General features: G+C 66.7%; 13 protein-coding genes. 9 read left to right on the forward strand and 4 right to left on the reverse strand.

The features are described from left to right. Window positions 1-69 precede the first annotated feature (69 nt). From BMY06_RS03345 to speE, 3 genes are all read right to left on the reverse strand, one after another. Window positions 70-810 (reverse strand): 16S rRNA (uracil(1498)-N(3))-methyltransferase, encoded by a 741-nt coding sequence (locus tag BMY06_RS03345; RefSeq protein ID WP_065065162.1) that lies wholly within the window; start codon window positions 808-810, stop codon window positions 70-72. Between the two features lie 19 nt (window positions 811-829). Continuing rightward, window positions 830-1,243, reverse strand: a complete 414-nt coding sequence (locus BMY06_RS03350; protein ID WP_065065161.1) for a VOC family protein — start codon at window positions 1,241-1,243, stop codon at window positions 830-832. A 103-nt stretch (window positions 1,244-1,346) separates the two neighbouring features. Further along, window positions 1,347-2,210, reverse strand: a complete 864-nt coding sequence (gene speE / locus BMY06_RS03355; RefSeq protein ID WP_074981520.1) for a polyamine aminopropyltransferase — start codon at window positions 2,208-2,210, stop codon at window positions 1,347-1,349. A gap of 532 nt (window positions 2,211-2,742) precedes the next feature. Between speE and tkt the strand changes: the two genes are divergently transcribed. Together tkt and gap are read left to right on the forward strand one after the other, a co-directional pair. Beyond that, the gene (gene tkt, locus BMY06_RS03360; protein ID WP_074981522.1) at window positions 2,743-4,785 is read left to right on the forward strand and encodes a transketolase; all 2,043 of its coding nucleotides are present in this window, start codon (window positions 2,743-2,745) and stop codon (window positions 4,783-4,785) included. Window positions 4,786-4,928: 143 nt separating this feature from the next. Further along, entirely contained in the window at window positions 4,929-5,939 is a 1,011-nt protein-coding gene (gene gap / locus BMY06_RS03365; RefSeq protein WP_065065158.1) for a type I glyceraldehyde-3-phosphate dehydrogenase, read from the forward strand. Window positions 5,940-6,150: 211 nt separating this feature from the next. On the opposite strand, the gene fur is transcribed toward gap, so the two are convergent. After that, entirely contained in the window at window positions 6,151-6,579 is a 429-nt protein-coding gene (gene fur / locus BMY06_RS03370; RefSeq protein ID WP_065065157.1) for a ferric iron uptake transcriptional regulator, read from the reverse strand. A 136-nt stretch (window positions 6,580-6,715) separates the two neighbouring features. Here fur and BMY06_RS03375 point away from each other — a divergent pair, with 136 nt between their 5' ends. The 7 genes from BMY06_RS03375 (at window position 6,716) to holA (ending at window position 14,634) form a co-directional block, all read left to right on the forward strand. Further along, a complete protein-coding gene (locus BMY06_RS03375; protein WP_065065156.1) occupies window positions 6,716-7,648 on the forward strand; it encodes an outer membrane protein assembly factor BamE in 933 nt (310 codons plus the stop codon). A 191-nt stretch (window positions 7,649-7,839) separates the two neighbouring features. Then, window positions 7,840-8,637: a 4-hydroxy-tetrahydrodipicolinate reductase gene (gene dapB, locus BMY06_RS03380; RefSeq protein ID WP_074981524.1), complete on the forward strand. Its 798-nt coding sequence runs from the start codon at window positions 7,840-7,842 to the stop codon at window positions 8,635-8,637. A gap of 46 nt (window positions 8,638-8,683) precedes the next feature. After that, window positions 8,684-9,418: a MotA/TolQ/ExbB proton channel family protein gene (locus BMY06_RS03385; RefSeq protein ID WP_074981525.1), complete on the forward strand. Its 735-nt coding sequence runs from the start codon at window positions 8,684-8,686 to the stop codon at window positions 9,416-9,418. Between the two features lie 24 nt (window positions 9,419-9,442). After that, entirely contained in the window at window positions 9,443-9,874 is a 432-nt protein-coding gene (locus BMY06_RS03390) for an ExbD/TolR family protein (protein ID WP_065065153.1), read from the forward strand. A gap of 256 nt (window positions 9,875-10,130) precedes the next feature. Beyond that, window positions 10,131-12,725 carry a leucine--tRNA ligase gene (leuS, locus tag BMY06_RS03395; RefSeq protein ID WP_074981527.1) on the forward strand — a complete coding sequence of 865 codons (2,595 nt, stop codon included), beginning with the start codon at window positions 10,131-10,133 and terminating at the stop codon, window positions 12,723-12,725. Window positions 12,726-12,805: 80 nt separating this feature from the next. Further along, window positions 12,806-13,357 (forward strand): LPS-assembly lipoprotein LptE, encoded by a 552-nt coding sequence (locus BMY06_RS03400; RefSeq protein ID WP_065065151.1) that lies wholly within the window; start codon window positions 12,806-12,808, stop codon window positions 13,355-13,357. Window positions 13,358-13,440: 83 nt separating this feature from the next. Further along, the gene (gene holA / locus BMY06_RS03405) at window positions 13,441-14,634 is read left to right on the forward strand and encodes a DNA polymerase III subunit delta (RefSeq protein ID WP_074981530.1); all 1,194 of its coding nucleotides are present in this window, start codon (window positions 13,441-13,443) and stop codon (window positions 14,632-14,634) included. Window positions 14,635-14,833 lie beyond the last annotated feature (199 nt).

Below are 14,833 nucleotides of genomic sequence, written 5' to 3' on the forward strand. Positions count from 1 at the left end.
GCGGGCCTTGTCATTTTTACGTGCTCGATCGCCCGTTCAGGCGACGTCTGCGTTATCTGCGCAAGCGGATTACCAGCCGCCCCAGCGCGCCGCAAGCGCCGCGAGCACGGCGATCCCCGCCGTTTCCGTGCGCAGGATGCGCGGCCCGAGGCCGACGGCGATAAAGCCGTGATCGAGCGCGGCGGCTTCTTCCGGCGACGAAAACCCACCTTCCGGCCCCACCAGTACGGTCACTTCGCCGTGCGGCGGCGTGCCCGGCAAGGTGGCAAACGAGACATTCGCGCGCGGCGAAAGCAGCACGCGCAACTCGCCTTCGGCAGGCGTTTTCGACAGCGAGCCGAGCCAGGTGCCCATCTCGCGCGTGGGCGCGACTTCCGGCATGCGGTTGCGCCCGCATTGTTCGCACGACGCCTGCACGATGCGCTGCCAGTGCGCCTGGCGGCGCACGGCGCGATCGCCCGAGAGGCGCACGACGCTGCGCGAGGTGGTGAGCGGCACGAAATTCGTCGCGCCCAGTTCGACCGCCTTTTCGATCAGCCAGTCCATTTTGTCGCTGCCGGCGATGCCTTGCGCGAGCGTGAGCCGGTAGGGCGGCTCGGTTTCGATGTCGCGATACGGGCCGACGCGCACTTGCACCTCGCGCCGCTCCATTTCGACGATTTCGGCGCTGAACTCGCCGCCCATGCCGTTGAACAGCACGACCGTGTCGCCGGGTTGCAGACGCAGCACCTGAACGTGTCGCGTGACTTCGTCGGGGAGGGTAAAGACGTCGCCGGATTCCAGGGAATTGCCGACGAAAAAGCGGGGCATAAGACAGGTTCTCATTGCTTCATGACAAATGGCGGGCAAGCGCCCAGCGGTAACCGTCGAGGTCCTCGACCTGGGCGAAACGGTCGCCCCAGAACTGGTCTTGTGGTTCGCTCAACGATTTGGCGCCGGCTGCGAGCGAGCGCGCATACACCGCGTCGACGTCGTCGACATACAGATAAAAGGATTGGGGAGCGATGGTGTTCGAGCTTTTGGGCGTGTGCGCCGTCGAGCCGAACGCGCCTTCGGGCGCAAACATCACGATCAGCTGATCGTGATAGGTCATTTCCACGTGCATGACCGCGCCGTCGTCCTCGACACTGTCGCGTACCGCAAAGCCGAATGCCGCCACGAAAAAGGCGATCGCGGCGCGCGCATCGCGCACCGTCAGATACGGCGTCAGCCACGGCACACCGGCGGGGCGGGGTGGGGTCATCGAGTCTCTCCAGATTCGGTTCGGGCAAGGACCTGGGTGGGCGGATTTCGGCGGGTACGCAAAAAAGTGTAAGGAACCCAGCGATTCTCCAACGTCACACCTGCTAAAGCTGTAGGAATTGGCCTAGTTTATCGCGCGCCATCCGGGGTGCGACCAGGAGTGCCCCGTGGATCTGCGCGTCGTAGAAGCGCAGTTCCTCGATCTGGCGCGCGGCGAGGCGCGTTTCGATCGCGGCGGCGTCCATCGTCATCGGATCGAGACGGTCGCTTGCCACCGCCATCAGCCAGAACGCGCCGTAAAGCGGCACGTAGGCGCCGAGCGGGCGCACCCGCGCGAACGCGCCACGCAATCCGGCCAGCAGCGCGCCGATGCGCGCGGCGTGATGATACGGCGCGCCCAGATGCAAGGAAACCAGCGCATCGTCGTTCATCACGCGTTTGAGCGCGGCGTAGAACGCGGCAGTGTACAGGCCCGCGGCGGGCGAGTCGGGCGGCGTCAGATCGAACACGACCAGATCGAACCGTTCTTCGGCGCGCGCGACGAAGTCGGCGGCGTCGCCGATCACCAGTTCCACGCGCGGGTCGTCGAAGGCGCCGCCGCGCACGTCCGGCAGATAGTCGCCGGTCAGCCGCACGACGTCCGGATCGAGTTCGGCCACCACGATGCGCTCGATGTCCGGATGACGCAGCAACTGGCGCGCCGCGCCGCCGTCGCCGCCGCCCAGCACGAGCGCCGCGCGCGGCGCGGGATGCGTGAGCGCGGCCACGTGCGTCATGCACTCGTGATAGATGAATTCGTCGCCGGCCGAGGTCATCGGGCGGCCGTCCAGCGTGAACAGGCAGCCGAGCTGCGGCGTGTCCCAGACCTCGATGTGCTGCCAGACCGAATCGGCGGCGGCGAGCAGGCGCGCGCCGGGGAAGCCGTATTCGGCGTCGGCGGCGGGGCGGAAGACGAGCGGAGCGGTCACGGCGGAGTCGAGGCGATCGGTGCGGATTCGTTTCTAAAAGCGATGCGACCCTATGGAGAGCAGGGCGAGCGTGGTGCACTGGCCGAACCCGGCAGGCAGGCGCGAATCAGGGCGACATCGGCATCTGTCGCAATTATAAAGGCGGCTGGCGTGCGGCCCGCCGCCGCGTGCTGGGCGCCGCCGTGTGCCGGCAGGCGAGGCCGAGCTGCCGCCGAGTTGCCGCCGATTGCCGCGCCGCAACGTCGCCGCGTCATAGCGCAACGTCGATCGCGTCATAACAGGGTCCAATCGCCGCGTGCCAGAGTTTGATCCTGCTCCTGCCGATCCGGGAAAATCCCCATGATCTGCTAGAATGTCCGCCTTTGCAGCCCTGTCCGTTTGCTCTGGCCGTTTGCGTCTACCTGGCGCCGCATCGCGCGCCGGAGCGGGCGTTTGCCGAGCTTCCGGAAGTCTCGCTGCTGTGCGCGATCCGCAAACCGTTTCATCGTTTGCCCGCCCACGCCGCTTTTTGCACTCGATCCCCGGACTCGACATGACGACCTCGTCCTCCGCCTCCCCCGCTACCACCTCGTTGATGGCCAACGCGATCCGCGCGCTGTCCATGGACGCCGTTCAGCAAGCGAATTCCGGCCACCCCGGCATGCCCATGGGCATGGCCGAGATCGCCGTCGCGCTGTGGGCGCGCCATCTGCGCCACAACCCGACGAACCCGCACTGGAACGACCGCGACCGCTTCGTGCTGTCGAACGGCCACGGCTCCATGCTGCTGTACTCGTTGCTGCATCTGACCGGCTACGATCTGCCGATCGAAGAGCTGAAGAACTTCCGCCAGATGCACTCGAAGACGCCGGGTCACCCGGAATTCGGCATCACGCCGGGCGTCGAAACCACGACCGGCCCGCTCGGCCAGGGTCTGGCGAACGCGGTCGGCATGGCGCTGGCCGAAGCGCTGCTCGCCGCCGAGTTCAACAAGGCCGACGCGAAGATCGTCGACCACCACACCTATGTGTTCCTCGGCGACGGCTGCCTGATGGAAGGCATCTCGCACGAAGCCTGCTCGCTCGCCGGCACGCTCAAGCTGAACAAGCTGATCGCGCTGTACGACGACAACGGCATCTCGATCGACGGCCACGTCGAGCACTGGTTCCACGACGACACCCCGAAGCGTTTCGAAGCCTACGGCTGGAACGTGATCGCGGACGTGAACGGTCATGACGTCGACGCCGTCGACGCGGCCATCGCCCAGGCGAAGGCATCGGACAAGCCCACGCTGATCTGCTGCAAGACGCAGATCGGTCACGGCGCGCCGACCAAGGCCGGCGGTCACGACGTGCACGGCGCGCCGCTCGGCGCCGAAGAAATCGCCAAGTGGCGCGAAGCGGCGGGCTGGAAGTGGGAGCCCTTCGTCGTGCCGCAGGAAGTCTACGCAGACTGGGATTCGAAGGCCACGGGCGCGAAGCTCGAAGGCGAATGGAACGAATCGTTCGGCGCGTACAAGTCGAAATATCCGCAGGAAGCCGCCGAATTCGAGCGCCGCATGGCCGGCAAGCTGCCCGCCGACTGGGCGCAGAAGGCTGCCGCGATCGTCGCGGGCGCGGACTCGCGCAAGGAAACCGTCGCGACCCGCAAGGCGTCGCAGCAAGCCATCGAAGGTCTCGCCGCAGCGCTGCCCGAACTGCTCGGCGGCTCGGCCGACCTGACCGGCTCGAACCTCACGAACTGGAAGGCTTCGAAGCCCGTGCGCGCCGCCAAGGCAGGCGAAGCCGGCATCGAGTGGGGCAACCACGTCAACTACGGCGTGCGTGAGTTCGGCATGAGCGCCGCACTCAACGGCATCGTGCTGCACGGCGGCTACAAGGCTTTCGGCGGCACCTTCCTGACGTTCTCGGACTACAGCCGCAACGCGCTGCGCGTCGCCGCGCTGATGAAGTGCCCGTCGATCTTCGTGTTCACGCACGACTCGATCGGCCTCGGCGAAGACGGCCCGACGCACCAGTCGATCGAACAGGTCCCGAGCCTGCGCCTGATCCCGAACATGACGCTCTGGCGTCCGGCCGACACGGTGGAAACCGCCGTGGCCTGGACCGAGTCGATCGCGCATCAAGGCCCGTCGTCGCTGATCTTCAGCCGTCAGAACCTGCAGTTCAACGAACGCACCGACGCGCAGATCGCCAACATCGCCAAGGGCGGTTACGTGCTGAAGGACTGGAACGACGACATCCCGAGCCGCAAGATCATCCTGATCGCCACGGGTTCGGAAGTCGAACTGGCGATGAAGGCCGTCGAAGCGCTGCAGCGCGAAGGCATCGGCGCCCGCGTCGTGTCCATGCCGTCGACCAACGTGTTCGACCGTCAGGACGCCGAGTACAAGGAGCGCGTGCTGCCCAAGGGCGTGCGCCGCGTCGCGATCGAAGCCGCGCAGACCGACTTCTGGCGCAAGTACGTCGGCCTCGAAGGCGGGGTGGTCGGGATCGACACCTTCGGCGAATCGGCCCCGGCTGGCGTGCTGTTCAAGCACTTCGGCTTCACGGTCGAGAACGTCGTCGCGACGGCCAAGGCCGCGCTGGACAACTAAGCATGCTTCACACGGGCTCGCCGCCTACCAGACGGCGGGCCCGTTTGCCGTGTGCGCCCCGCAGCGTCGCGCTCGCACGCGACGGCGAACGGAGCGGCCGCACGGCGTCCGTCTCAGAATTTTTAACCATCAGGAGATGAACCATGACGATTCGCGTCGCTATCAACGGCTATGGCCGTATCGGCCGTAACACGCTTCGCGCGTTCTACGAGAACGGCAAGAAGCACGACATCCAGATCGTGGCGATCAACGACCTGGGTGACGCGAAGACCAACGCGCATCTGACGCAATACGACACGGCTCACGGCAAGTTCCCGGGCGAAGTCAGCGTCGACGGCGACTACCTCGTCGTCAACGGCGACCGTATCCGCGTGCTGGCCAACCGCAACCCGGCAGAACTGCCGTGGGGCGAGCTGGGCGTCGACATCGTGTTCGAATGCACGGGCTTCTTCACGACCAAGGAAAAGGCGAGCGCCCACCTGAAGGGCGGCGCAAAGAAGGTCATCATCTCGGCGCCGGGCGGTAAGGACGTCGACGCGACCATCGTCTACGGCGTGAACCACAACGTGCTGAAGGCTTCGGACACGGTCATCTCGAACGCATCGTGCACGACGAACTGCCTCGCGCCGCTCGTCAAGCCGCTGAACGACAAGATCGGCCTCGAAACCGGTCTGATGACGACGATCCACGCCTACACGAACGACCAGGTTCTGACGGACGTGTACCACGAAGACCTGCGCCGCGCGCGCTCGGCCACGCACAGCCAGATCCCGGCGAAGACGGGCGCGGCATCGGCTGTCGGCCTCGTGCTGCCGGAACTGAACGGCAAGCTGGACGGTTACGCGATCCGCGTCCCGACCATCAACGTGTCGATCGTCGACCTGTCGTTCATCGCCAAGCGCGACACGACCGTCGAAGAAGTCAACGCGATCATGAAGGAAGCCTCGGAAGGCGCGCTCAAGGGCATCCTGGGCTACAACACCGCACCGCTGGTGTCGATCGACTTCAACCACAACCCGGCATCGTCGACGTTCGACTCGACGCTCACGAAGGTCTCGGGCCGCCTGGTCAAGGTGTCGAGCTGGTACGACAACGAGTGGGGCTTCTCGAACCGCATGCTGGACACGGCAGTGGCGCTCGCGAACGCGAAGTAAGTACGCTCGCTGGACGAAAAACCGCCCTTCGGGGCGGTTTTTTTACGCCGGCGCGTGGCGTGCGCGCCACGAGAATCTGGCTAATGATTGCCGCGACCGCGCAAAACATTACCGGATAAAACAAAAACGCCACGGCGAAGCGTGGCGTTTTTCCGCGATAAGCGGTGCATGAGCGGTATGCCGGGCGCGCCCGGGCATACCGTGAGCACGCTCAATGCTTGCGGTGCGGGCAGTTTTCCTTCGTGCACGCGCCGTAAAGCGCAAGCGCGTGCTCCTGCAGCTTGAAGCCGCGCTCGTTGGCGATCATCTGCTGGCGTTTCTCGATTTCGGGGTCGAAGAATTCCTCGACGATGCCGCAATCGAGGCACACCAGGTGGTCGTGGTGGCTGCCTTCGTTGAGTTCGAAGACGGCTTTGCCCGACTCGAAGTTGCTGCGCGTGAGCAGGCCTGCCTGCTCGAACTGCGTGAGCACGCGGTAGACCGTGGCGAGGCCGATGTCGAGCTCCTCGTTCAGCAGGTTGCGGTACACGTCTTCCGCCGTCAGGTGGCGTACCGGGCTGTGCTGAAAAATCTCCAGGATCTTGAGGCGCGGCAGCGTCGCCTTCAGACCGATGTTCTTGAGATCGGTTGGATTGGTCATGACGATAAGTCCCTGGAGTACAATGCTAGGTTCTTATGTTAATGCGTTTTTGCCGTTCCGGGCATTTTCGGCAGAACTTCGAACGAACTTCTACAGAATACGCGCGGCTTCGCGACAAGCCCGCACGGTGAGGGAAATGATTCCAGAATTCACAACGATCGGCCGCCGTCTGAGCGGCAGCCGCGTGGCGTGCACCCTGCTGGCCGCTGCCGCGTTCGCAACCCTCGGGGGCTGCAAGACCTATGACGGCGTGACGCAGCGCATCGCGCAGAGCATTACGCCGTACCGCATCACCATCGTGCAAGGCAACTTCGTTTCGAGCGAAATGGCCGCCCAGATGCATGTGGGCATGTCGCGCGCCGAGGTCAAGCAACTGCTTGGCACGCCGCTGCTCACCGACATGTTCCACGCGAACCGCTGGGACTACGTCTTCTACTTCAAGCGCGGCTCGACCGCAGTCGTCCAGCAGCGCGATTTCGTCGTGATGTTCGAGGGCGACCGCGTGGCCAGCTGGTCGGGCGGCGAAGATCTGCCGTCGAATCTGGAACTGCTCGCCGAAATCGACGGCGACAAATCGGGCAAGAAGGCCAAGGCCGCTGCGGCTGCCGCTGCTTCTGGCGCGTCGGGCGCCACGGCTGCGTCGCTGGCGCCGGCTGCCGGCAGCCCGGGCGCGTCGGCGCCGGCTGTCACCGACACGGCGCGCACGCCGTCGTCGGAACTCGGCACCGCCACCTCGCAACTGCCGCAGGACGCCAACGCGCAGGCCGCCGCCGCCGCGAACCGCGCCACGGAAGCGGTGCAAACGCCGGCCGGCGTGACGCCGTCGGTGCGCTCGGGTACGCCCACGTCGGCGGCGCTGCCGCCGAACGTCGGCACGATGCCCTCGCAGGTCCAGCTGCGCCGTCAGCCGCCGCCGCAGATCCAGGGCGTGCCGCCGTCGAATCCGGTCGGTCCGACCGCGGGCGCACAAGGCACCGGCGACACGAATCCGCCGCCGCCGTCGCAAAACGCGCCGCTGACCGCGCCGCCCACCGTGCCCGCCTCGGGCGCCGCGGCCACGGGCAACTGATCGCGCGGTCCGACGGCGCAGCGCGTCGCGCGGTCCGCCGCGCGGTGCGTCGTATCGGACAATTCGTACGGGCGTAGCGCCTCGCGCTGCGCCTCTCCTCGGCGGCTTCGGCCGCCGCGTTTTTTGGTGGTGGCCGCGCGCGGTGTGTCCCGTGCGCGGACTCGGCCAGTTTCACGTTTGCAGGGACCGTCATGAAAATCGCAATCGCCGGCGCATCGGGCCGCATGGGCCGCATGCTCATCGAAGCCGTTCTCAACTCGCCTGACTGCACGCTCTCGGGCGCGCTCGTCCGCACGGGCTCGTCCGCCCTCGGCCAGGACGCGGGCGCGTTCCTCGGCAAGCAAACCGGCGTGCAGATCACCGACGACATCGAACAGGTCTTCGCGCAGAGCGACTGTCTGATCGACTTCACGCGCCCCGAGGGCACGCTCGTGCACCTGGAAGCCGCGCAGCGCCACGGCGTGAAGATGGTGATCGGCACGACCGGCTTCGACGCGCAGCAGAAGGCGCAGCTCGGCGCCGCCGCGCAGAAGGTCGGCGTGGTGTTCGCCGCGAACATGAGCGTGGGCGTGAACGTCACGCTCAAGCTGCTCGAATACGCCGCGCAGTTCTTCGACAAGGGCTACGACATCGAGATCATCGAGGCGCACCATCGCCACAAGGTCGACGCGCCCTCGGGTACCGCGCTTGCGATGGGCGAAGCCGTGGCGCACGCGCTCGGCCGCAATCTCGACGACTGCGCCGTGTACGGCCGCAACGGCGTGACCGGCGAGCGCGATCCGTCGACCATCGGGTTTTCGGCGATTCGCGGCGGCGACATCGTCGGCGACCATACGGTGCTGTTCGCGGGCATCGGCGAGCGCATCGAGATCACGCACAAGTCTTCGAGCCGCCTGTCGTACGCGCAAGGCAGCGTGCGCGCCGCGCTGTTTCTGCAGGACAAGGCAAGCGGCCTGTACGATATGCAGGACGTGCTCGGCCTGCGCTGAGCGAACCTGACACCAACGCGGCAGTCCCGCCGCGAGACGAGGGCCGATGGCAGCGAGTTCCGGAGTCATCCACTATCTGCAGACGAGCGACGCCGTCACCCACGCGGTCGCGTGGGTGTTGCTGGCCATGTCGATCGCGAGCTGGTGTTTTCTGATCGTCAAAAGCTGGATGCTGGTGCGCGCGAAGCGCCAGGGGCCGCGCGCCGTGGCGCGCTTTTGGCAAGCGCATTCGCTCGCCGAGGGCGTGAGCGCGATGCGTGCGGTCGACCGCGAGCGCGTGTTTTTGCCGCTCGCGCAAGCGACGCTCGCAGTCGTCGAATCCGACGCGCCCGGCGCCTTGCTGGCCCGCGTGGATCGCGGCGAGCGTGTGCTGCGCGCGCTGCGGGGCGCGCTTCAGGGCTCGCAACGGCGGCTGGAGTTCGGTCAGGTGCTGCTGGCTTCGGTGGGCAGCACGGCGCCGTTCGTCGGCCTGCTCGGCACCGTCTGGGGCATCTATCACGCGCTCGGCAGCATTGCCGCGAGCGGCCAGGCGATGATCGAAAACGTGGCCGGCCCGGTGGGCGAGGCGCTCATCATGACGGCCTTCGGCCTCGTCGTCGCGATTCCCGCGGTGCTCGCCTATAACGTGCTCGGCCGCCTCGTGCGCCAGATTTCCGACGATCTCGACGGCTTCGCGCACGATCTGCATGCTTACGCCTGCGCGCCGGACGACAGCGCCGCAGCGCGCGATCTCCCGCTGGCCGCGCGCAGCGAAGGCGTCACGCGCGCCGGGGCGCTTTGAAGCGCCGCTGACACGGAGGCACGCATGGCATTCGGCGGACTCGAAAAGAAGCGCGATTCGGCACCGATGGCCGAGATCAACATGACGCCGCTCATCGACGTCATGCTCGTGCTGCTCGTCATCTTCATCATCACCGCGCCGCTGTTCACGCACGCGATCCGGCTCGACCTGCCGCAGGTGGCCGCCGAGGCCGCGCGGCAGACGCCGCAGACCGTCACGCTGTCCATCGACGGCGCGGGCAAGCTCTACTGGAACGCCGCGCCCATTTCACTCGACGAGCTGCGCCAGCGTTTCGCCGACGCGGGCAAGGCGCCCGAGGCGCAGCAGCCCGACCTGCAGCTACGCGCCGCGCGCGACACGCGCTACGACATCATCGCCCAGGTGATGGGCGCGGCGCAGGCCGCGGGCCTCGCGCGCATCGGTTTCGTGACCGATCCGGCGCCCGCGCAGCATTGATCGTCGCGCGCCGCGGGCACGCCGCGCCCGGCGCCGGCGCGCTCATGTCAAACCGGGCGGAAAGCCCGGCTCAGTCAACGGTATAATCAGCGTTTCCCCGCTTATCACGGGGTCGTTTAGCCAGCGTAGCCCGCCACCCGCCGGCGTCGCAGTCCGGCTGCGAACGACCGGTCCGGTGCATCCGGCACCGACTCCGCCTGAATTTGAACTGAATCGGGCCAGAATCCGCCAGATTCCGCGTTACCCCATCCACACCATGCTCGAAAAATACGTTCCCTCCGACGTCGAATCCGCCGCGCAAGGCGAATGGCGCGACAGCGACGCTTACCGGACGGCCGAAAAGGCCGACAAGCCCAAGTTCTATTGCGTCTCGATGCTGCCGTATCCGTCGGGCAAACTGCACATGGGCCACGTGCGGAACTACACGATCAACGACGTGATGTACCGCTATCTGCGCATGAACGGCTACAACACGCTCATGCCGATGGGCTGGGACGCGTTCGGCATGCCCGCCGAGAACGCCGCGATGGCCAACGGCGTGCCGCCCGCGCAGTGGACGTACAGCAACATCGAGTACATGAAGGGCCAGATGCAGTCGATGGGCCTCGCGATTGACTGGTCGCGCGAAATCGCCACCTGCAAGCCCGACTACTACAAGTGGAACCAGTGGTTCTTCCTGAAGATGCTCGAGAAGGGCATCGCCTACAAGAAGACCGGCACGGTGAACTGGGATCCGGTCGATCAGACCGTGCTCGCCAACGAGCAGGTGATCGACGGCCGCGGCTGGCGCTCGGGCGCGCTGGTGGAAAAGCGCGAAATCCCGATGTACTACCTGCGCATCACGCAGTACGCCGATGAGCTGCTGAACGACCTCGACGGCCTCGGCTGGCCCGAACGCGTCAAGATCATGCAGCAGAACTGGATCGGCAAGAGCTTCGGCGTGAACTTCGGTTTCCCGTACGAACTCGACGGCGAGAAGACGCTGCTGCGCGTGTTCACCACGCGCGCCGACACGATCATGGGCGTGACGTTCTGCGCGATCGCCGCCGAGCACCCGCTCGCCACGCGCATCGCCCAGGACAAGCCGGAACTGCTGCCTTTCATCGACGAATGCAAGCGCGGCGGCGTCGCCGAAGCCGACATGGCCACGATGGAAAAGAAGGGCGTGGACACGGGCTTCACGGTCACGCATCCGGTCACGGGCGAGCAGGTGCCGGTGTGGATCGGCAACTACGTGCTGATGAGCTATGGCGAAGGCGCGGTAATGGGCGTGCCGGGCCACGACGAGCGCGACTTCGCGTTCGCGAAGAAATACGACCTGCCGATCAAGCAGGTGATCGCGGCGGAAGGCGAGACGTACTCGCTCGACGGCTGGCAGGAGTGGTACGGCGACAAGGATCGTGCCGTCACCGTGAACAGCGGCAAGTACGATGGCCTGAATTACGCGGCGGCGGTCGACGCCGTGGCGGCGGACCTGAAGGCGCACGGTTACGGCGACAAGCAGGTCACGTGGCGTCTGCGCGACTGGGGCATCTCGCGCCAGCGCTACTGGGGCACGCCGATCCCGATCATCCACTGCCCGAGCTGCGGCGACGTGCCGGTGCCCGAGCAGGACCTCCCGGTCGTGCTGCCGGAAGACCTCGTGCCGGACGGCACGGGCAACCCGCTCGCGAAGTCGGAAGCGTTCCTGAACTGCAAGTGCCCGAGCTGTGGCGCCGACGCAAAGCGCGAAACCGACACGATGGACACCTTCGTCGACTCGTCGTGGTACTTCTACCGCTACGCGGCGCCGGACGCAGTGAACATGGTCGACGAGCGCACCGACTACTGGATGCCGATGGACCAGTACATCGGCGGCATCGAGCACGCGATTCTTCACCTGCTGTACTCGCGTTTCTGGGCCAAGGTCTCGCGCGATCTCGGCCTCGTGAAGTTCGGCGAACCGGCGAAGAACCTGCTCACGCAGGGCATGGTGCTCAACGAAACGTTCTATCGCGAAGACGCGTCGGGCAAGAAGACCTGGTATAACCCGGCCGACGTCACGGTCACGCACGACGACAAGGGCCGTCCGACCGGCGCGACGCTCAACGGCGACGGTCAGGCCGTCGTGCTGGGCGGCATCGAGAAGATGTCGAAGTCGAAGAACAACGGCGTCGATCCGCAGGTGCTGATCGACCAGTACGGCGCCGACACCGCGCGTCTCTTCACGATGTTCGCCGCGCCGCCCGAGCAGCAGCTCGAATGGTCGGGCGCGGGCGTGGAAGGCGCGAGCCGTTTCCTGCGCCGCGTCTGGTCGTTCGGCTATACGAACGCGGAAGCGATCCGCTCGCGTGCGACGTTCGACGCCGCCGCGCTCACGGACGCCGAAAAGGCGCTGCGCCGCGAAGTCTATGGCGTGCTCAAGCAGGCCGACTTCGACTATCAGCGTCTGCAATACAACACGGTCGTGTCGGCGGCGATGAAGATGCTCAACGCCATCGACGGTGCGAAGACCGCCGGCGCGGGCGTGCAGCGCGAGACGTTCAGCGTGCTGCTGCGCGTGCTCTATCCGGTCGTGCCGCACCTCACGTTCGAACTGTGGAAGCTGCTCGGTTACGCCGACGAATACGGCACGCTGCTCGACGCGCCCTGGCCGAAGGTCGACGAACAGGCGCTTGAACAGGCCGAGATCGAACTCGTGCTCCAGGTGAACGGCAAGGTGCGTGGCGCCGTGACCGTCGCCAAGGATGCGCCGAAGGACGCGATCGAAGCGGCAGCGCTCGCTCACGAGATGTTCGTCAAGTTCGCGGAAGGCCGCGCACCGAAGAAGATCATCGTCGTGCCGGGCCGTCTCGTGAACGTCGTCGTCTGACGTGCCTCCCAGGCCGGCGCGCGCGTGCCAACGCACCGCGCGCCGGCCGAACTGAATCTGTCGCGAACCCAGGAGTCCACGTGATTCGCAGATCGTTCCTGTTAGTGGCGAGCAGCGCCCTGATGCTCTCGGCGTGCGGTTTTCAGCTGCGCGGCGAGCAGAACTACGCGTTCAAGCGCCTTGCCATCGTCGGCGCGCCCCCGCCCGTGGCGGCGCGCCTCACGCGCATGATCGAAGGCGGCAGCGATTCGGTCGTGGTCGATTCCACGGCCAACGCCGACGCCGTGCTGCGCGTGGGCGAATCGCGCGGCTTCAGCACGCTGACGCTGAGCTCGCTCGGCGCTGTCGAGGAATACCAGGTCAACTATTCGCTCAACTACGCGCTGATGGCGCCGGACGGTTCGCCGCTGATCCGCCCGAGCACGATCGCGCTGAACCGCGCGATGACCTATAGCGACCAGTATTCGACCGCGAAGGTGACCGAGTCGGATCTGCTGTTCGCCGACATGCAGAACGACGCGGTCGATCAGCTCACGCGCCGCCTCGCGGTGCTCAAGACGCTGCATCCGACGGCTGATCAGGTCGTGCCGGGCGTTGCGCCGCGCGCGCCGCTGCCGCCGCCGCCGCTCTGATCGCCGGGTCGGTCACCGGGTCGATTCCTGCACGGATCGGCCCGCGCCGCCGCTGTTTTTGTTCTCCAACTAAAGCGCTCTTCATGCAACTGCGACTGGACGCACTCGAGCCGCACCTCGCCAAGGGGATGGCCGGCCTGTACGTCGTCTTCGGCGACGAGCACCTGCTCGCCCAGGAGGCGTGCGACCGCATCCGGGCGAGCGCGCGCGCCGCGGGCTTTACCGACCGCTCGGTGTTCACGGTCGAGCGCGGTTTCGACTGGAGCGCGCTGCTCGGCGCGAGCCAGTCGATGTCGCTGTTCGGCGATCGCCAACTGGTCGAGTTGCGCATTCCGACCGGCAAGCCCGGCAAGGAAGGCGCGGATGCGCTGAAGACGCTCGCGAAGTCGGGCAATCCCGATGTGCTGACGCTTGTCACGCTGCCGCGTCTCGATGCGGCCACGCAGAAGTCCGCGTGGTTCACGGCGCTCGCCGAAGGCGGAGTGGCGATCAAGATCGATCCGGTCGAGCGCGCCGCGCTGCCGAACTGGATCGGCCAGCGTCTGGGCATGCAGGGCCAGCGCGTCGCGCCCGGCGAAGATGGCCGCCGCTCGCTGCAGTTCGTCGCGGAGCGCGTCGAAGGCAACCTGTTGGCGGCGCATCAGGAAATCCAGAAGCTCGGGCTGCTCTATCCGCAAGGCGTCCTGAGCTTCGAGCAGATTCACGACGCCGTGCTCAACGTGGCGCGCTACGACGTCTTCAAGCTCAACGAAGCGATGCTGACCGGCGACGCGGGCCGTCTTGCGCGCATGCTCGACGGGTTGCAGGGCGAGGGTGAAGCCTCGGTGCTGGTGCTGTGGGCCGTCGTCGAGGAAATCCGCACGTTGCTGCGCATCAAGCGCGGTGTGGGCGCGGGCAAGCCGCTCGCCATGCTGCTGCGTGAAAACCGCGTCTGGGGACCGCGCGAGCGCCTGATCGGGCCGGCGCTTTCGCGCCTTTCCGAAGCGACGCTGGAGCGCGGTCTCGCGCTCGCGGCGCGGCTCGACCGGCAGGTCAAGGGCCTCTCGGGGCAGGCGCGCGGCGACTGGCGCAATGCGCTGCCGCCCGATGCATGGGATGGCCTGTTCGAACTCGCGATGATGGTGGCCGCGCCGCGCGACACCGCGCCGCCGCCGCGTACCGGCGCGCGCAGCGAGGGCGATGCACGCCGCGCCGCGCCAGCGAACCCGGCCGCCGCGGCTGCTGCTGCCGCCGCCGCCCGACCGCGCACCGCAGGGCCGGGGCGCCGGACCAGCTAGCGCGTTACGCGCGGCGTCCTCGCTCCCGCACCTGCATCCGTTCCGGCGCGATCGCGGCTTGATCACGGCGCCTGGCTGAACCTCGCTGAACGTCGCTGAATCCCGCCGCGCCCAGCAAAGCTGGCCCGTTCCCTTTAAAATTGACCTGATCTGAACCGCGCACCCCGCCGCCTTGCTGCATTCGCGCCGGACGCGCCGC

It is taken from the genome of Paraburkholderia tropica, assembly GCF_900109265.1.
Lineage (GTDB): Bacteria > Pseudomonadota > Gammaproteobacteria > Burkholderiales > Burkholderiaceae > Paraburkholderia > Paraburkholderia tropica.

What these genes read in the sequence shown, in the direction of transcription:
- BMY06_RS03375 (WP_065065156.1), top strand. Translation starts at nt 6,716, where the DNA reads ATGATTCCAGAATTCACAACGATCGGCCGCCGTCTGAGCGGCAGCCGC.
- leuS (WP_074981527.1), top strand. Translation starts at nt 10,131, where the DNA reads ATGCTCGAAAAATACGTTCCCTCCGACGTCGAATCCGCCGCGCAAGGC.
- dapB (WP_074981524.1), top strand. Translation starts at nt 7,840, where the DNA reads ATGAAAATCGCAATCGCCGGCGCATCGGGCCGCATGGGCCGCATGCTC.
- fur (WP_065065157.1), bottom strand. Translation starts at nt 6,579, where the DNA reads ATGACCAATCCAACCGATCTCAAGAACATCGGTCTGAAGGCGACGCTG.
- BMY06_RS03390 (WP_065065153.1), top strand. Translation starts at nt 9,443, where the DNA reads ATGGCATTCGGCGGACTCGAAAAGAAGCGCGATTCGGCACCGATGGCC.
- BMY06_RS03385 (WP_074981525.1), top strand. Translation starts at nt 8,684, where the DNA reads ATGGCAGCGAGTTCCGGAGTCATCCACTATCTGCAGACGAGCGACGCC.
- BMY06_RS03350 (WP_065065161.1), bottom strand. Translation starts at nt 1,243, where the DNA reads ATGACCCCACCCCGCCCCGCCGGTGTGCCGTGGCTGACGCCGTATCTG.
- tkt (WP_074981522.1), top strand. Translation starts at nt 2,743, where the DNA reads ATGACGACCTCGTCCTCCGCCTCCCCCGCTACCACCTCGTTGATGGCC.
- holA (WP_074981530.1), top strand. Translation starts at nt 13,441, where the DNA reads ATGCAACTGCGACTGGACGCACTCGAGCCGCACCTCGCCAAGGGGATG.
- gap (WP_065065158.1), top strand. Translation starts at nt 4,929, where the DNA reads ATGACGATTCGCGTCGCTATCAACGGCTATGGCCGTATCGGCCGTAAC.
- BMY06_RS03345 (WP_065065162.1), bottom strand. Translation starts at nt 810, where the DNA reads ATGCCCCGCTTTTTCGTCGGCAATTCCCTGGAATCCGGCGACGTCTTT.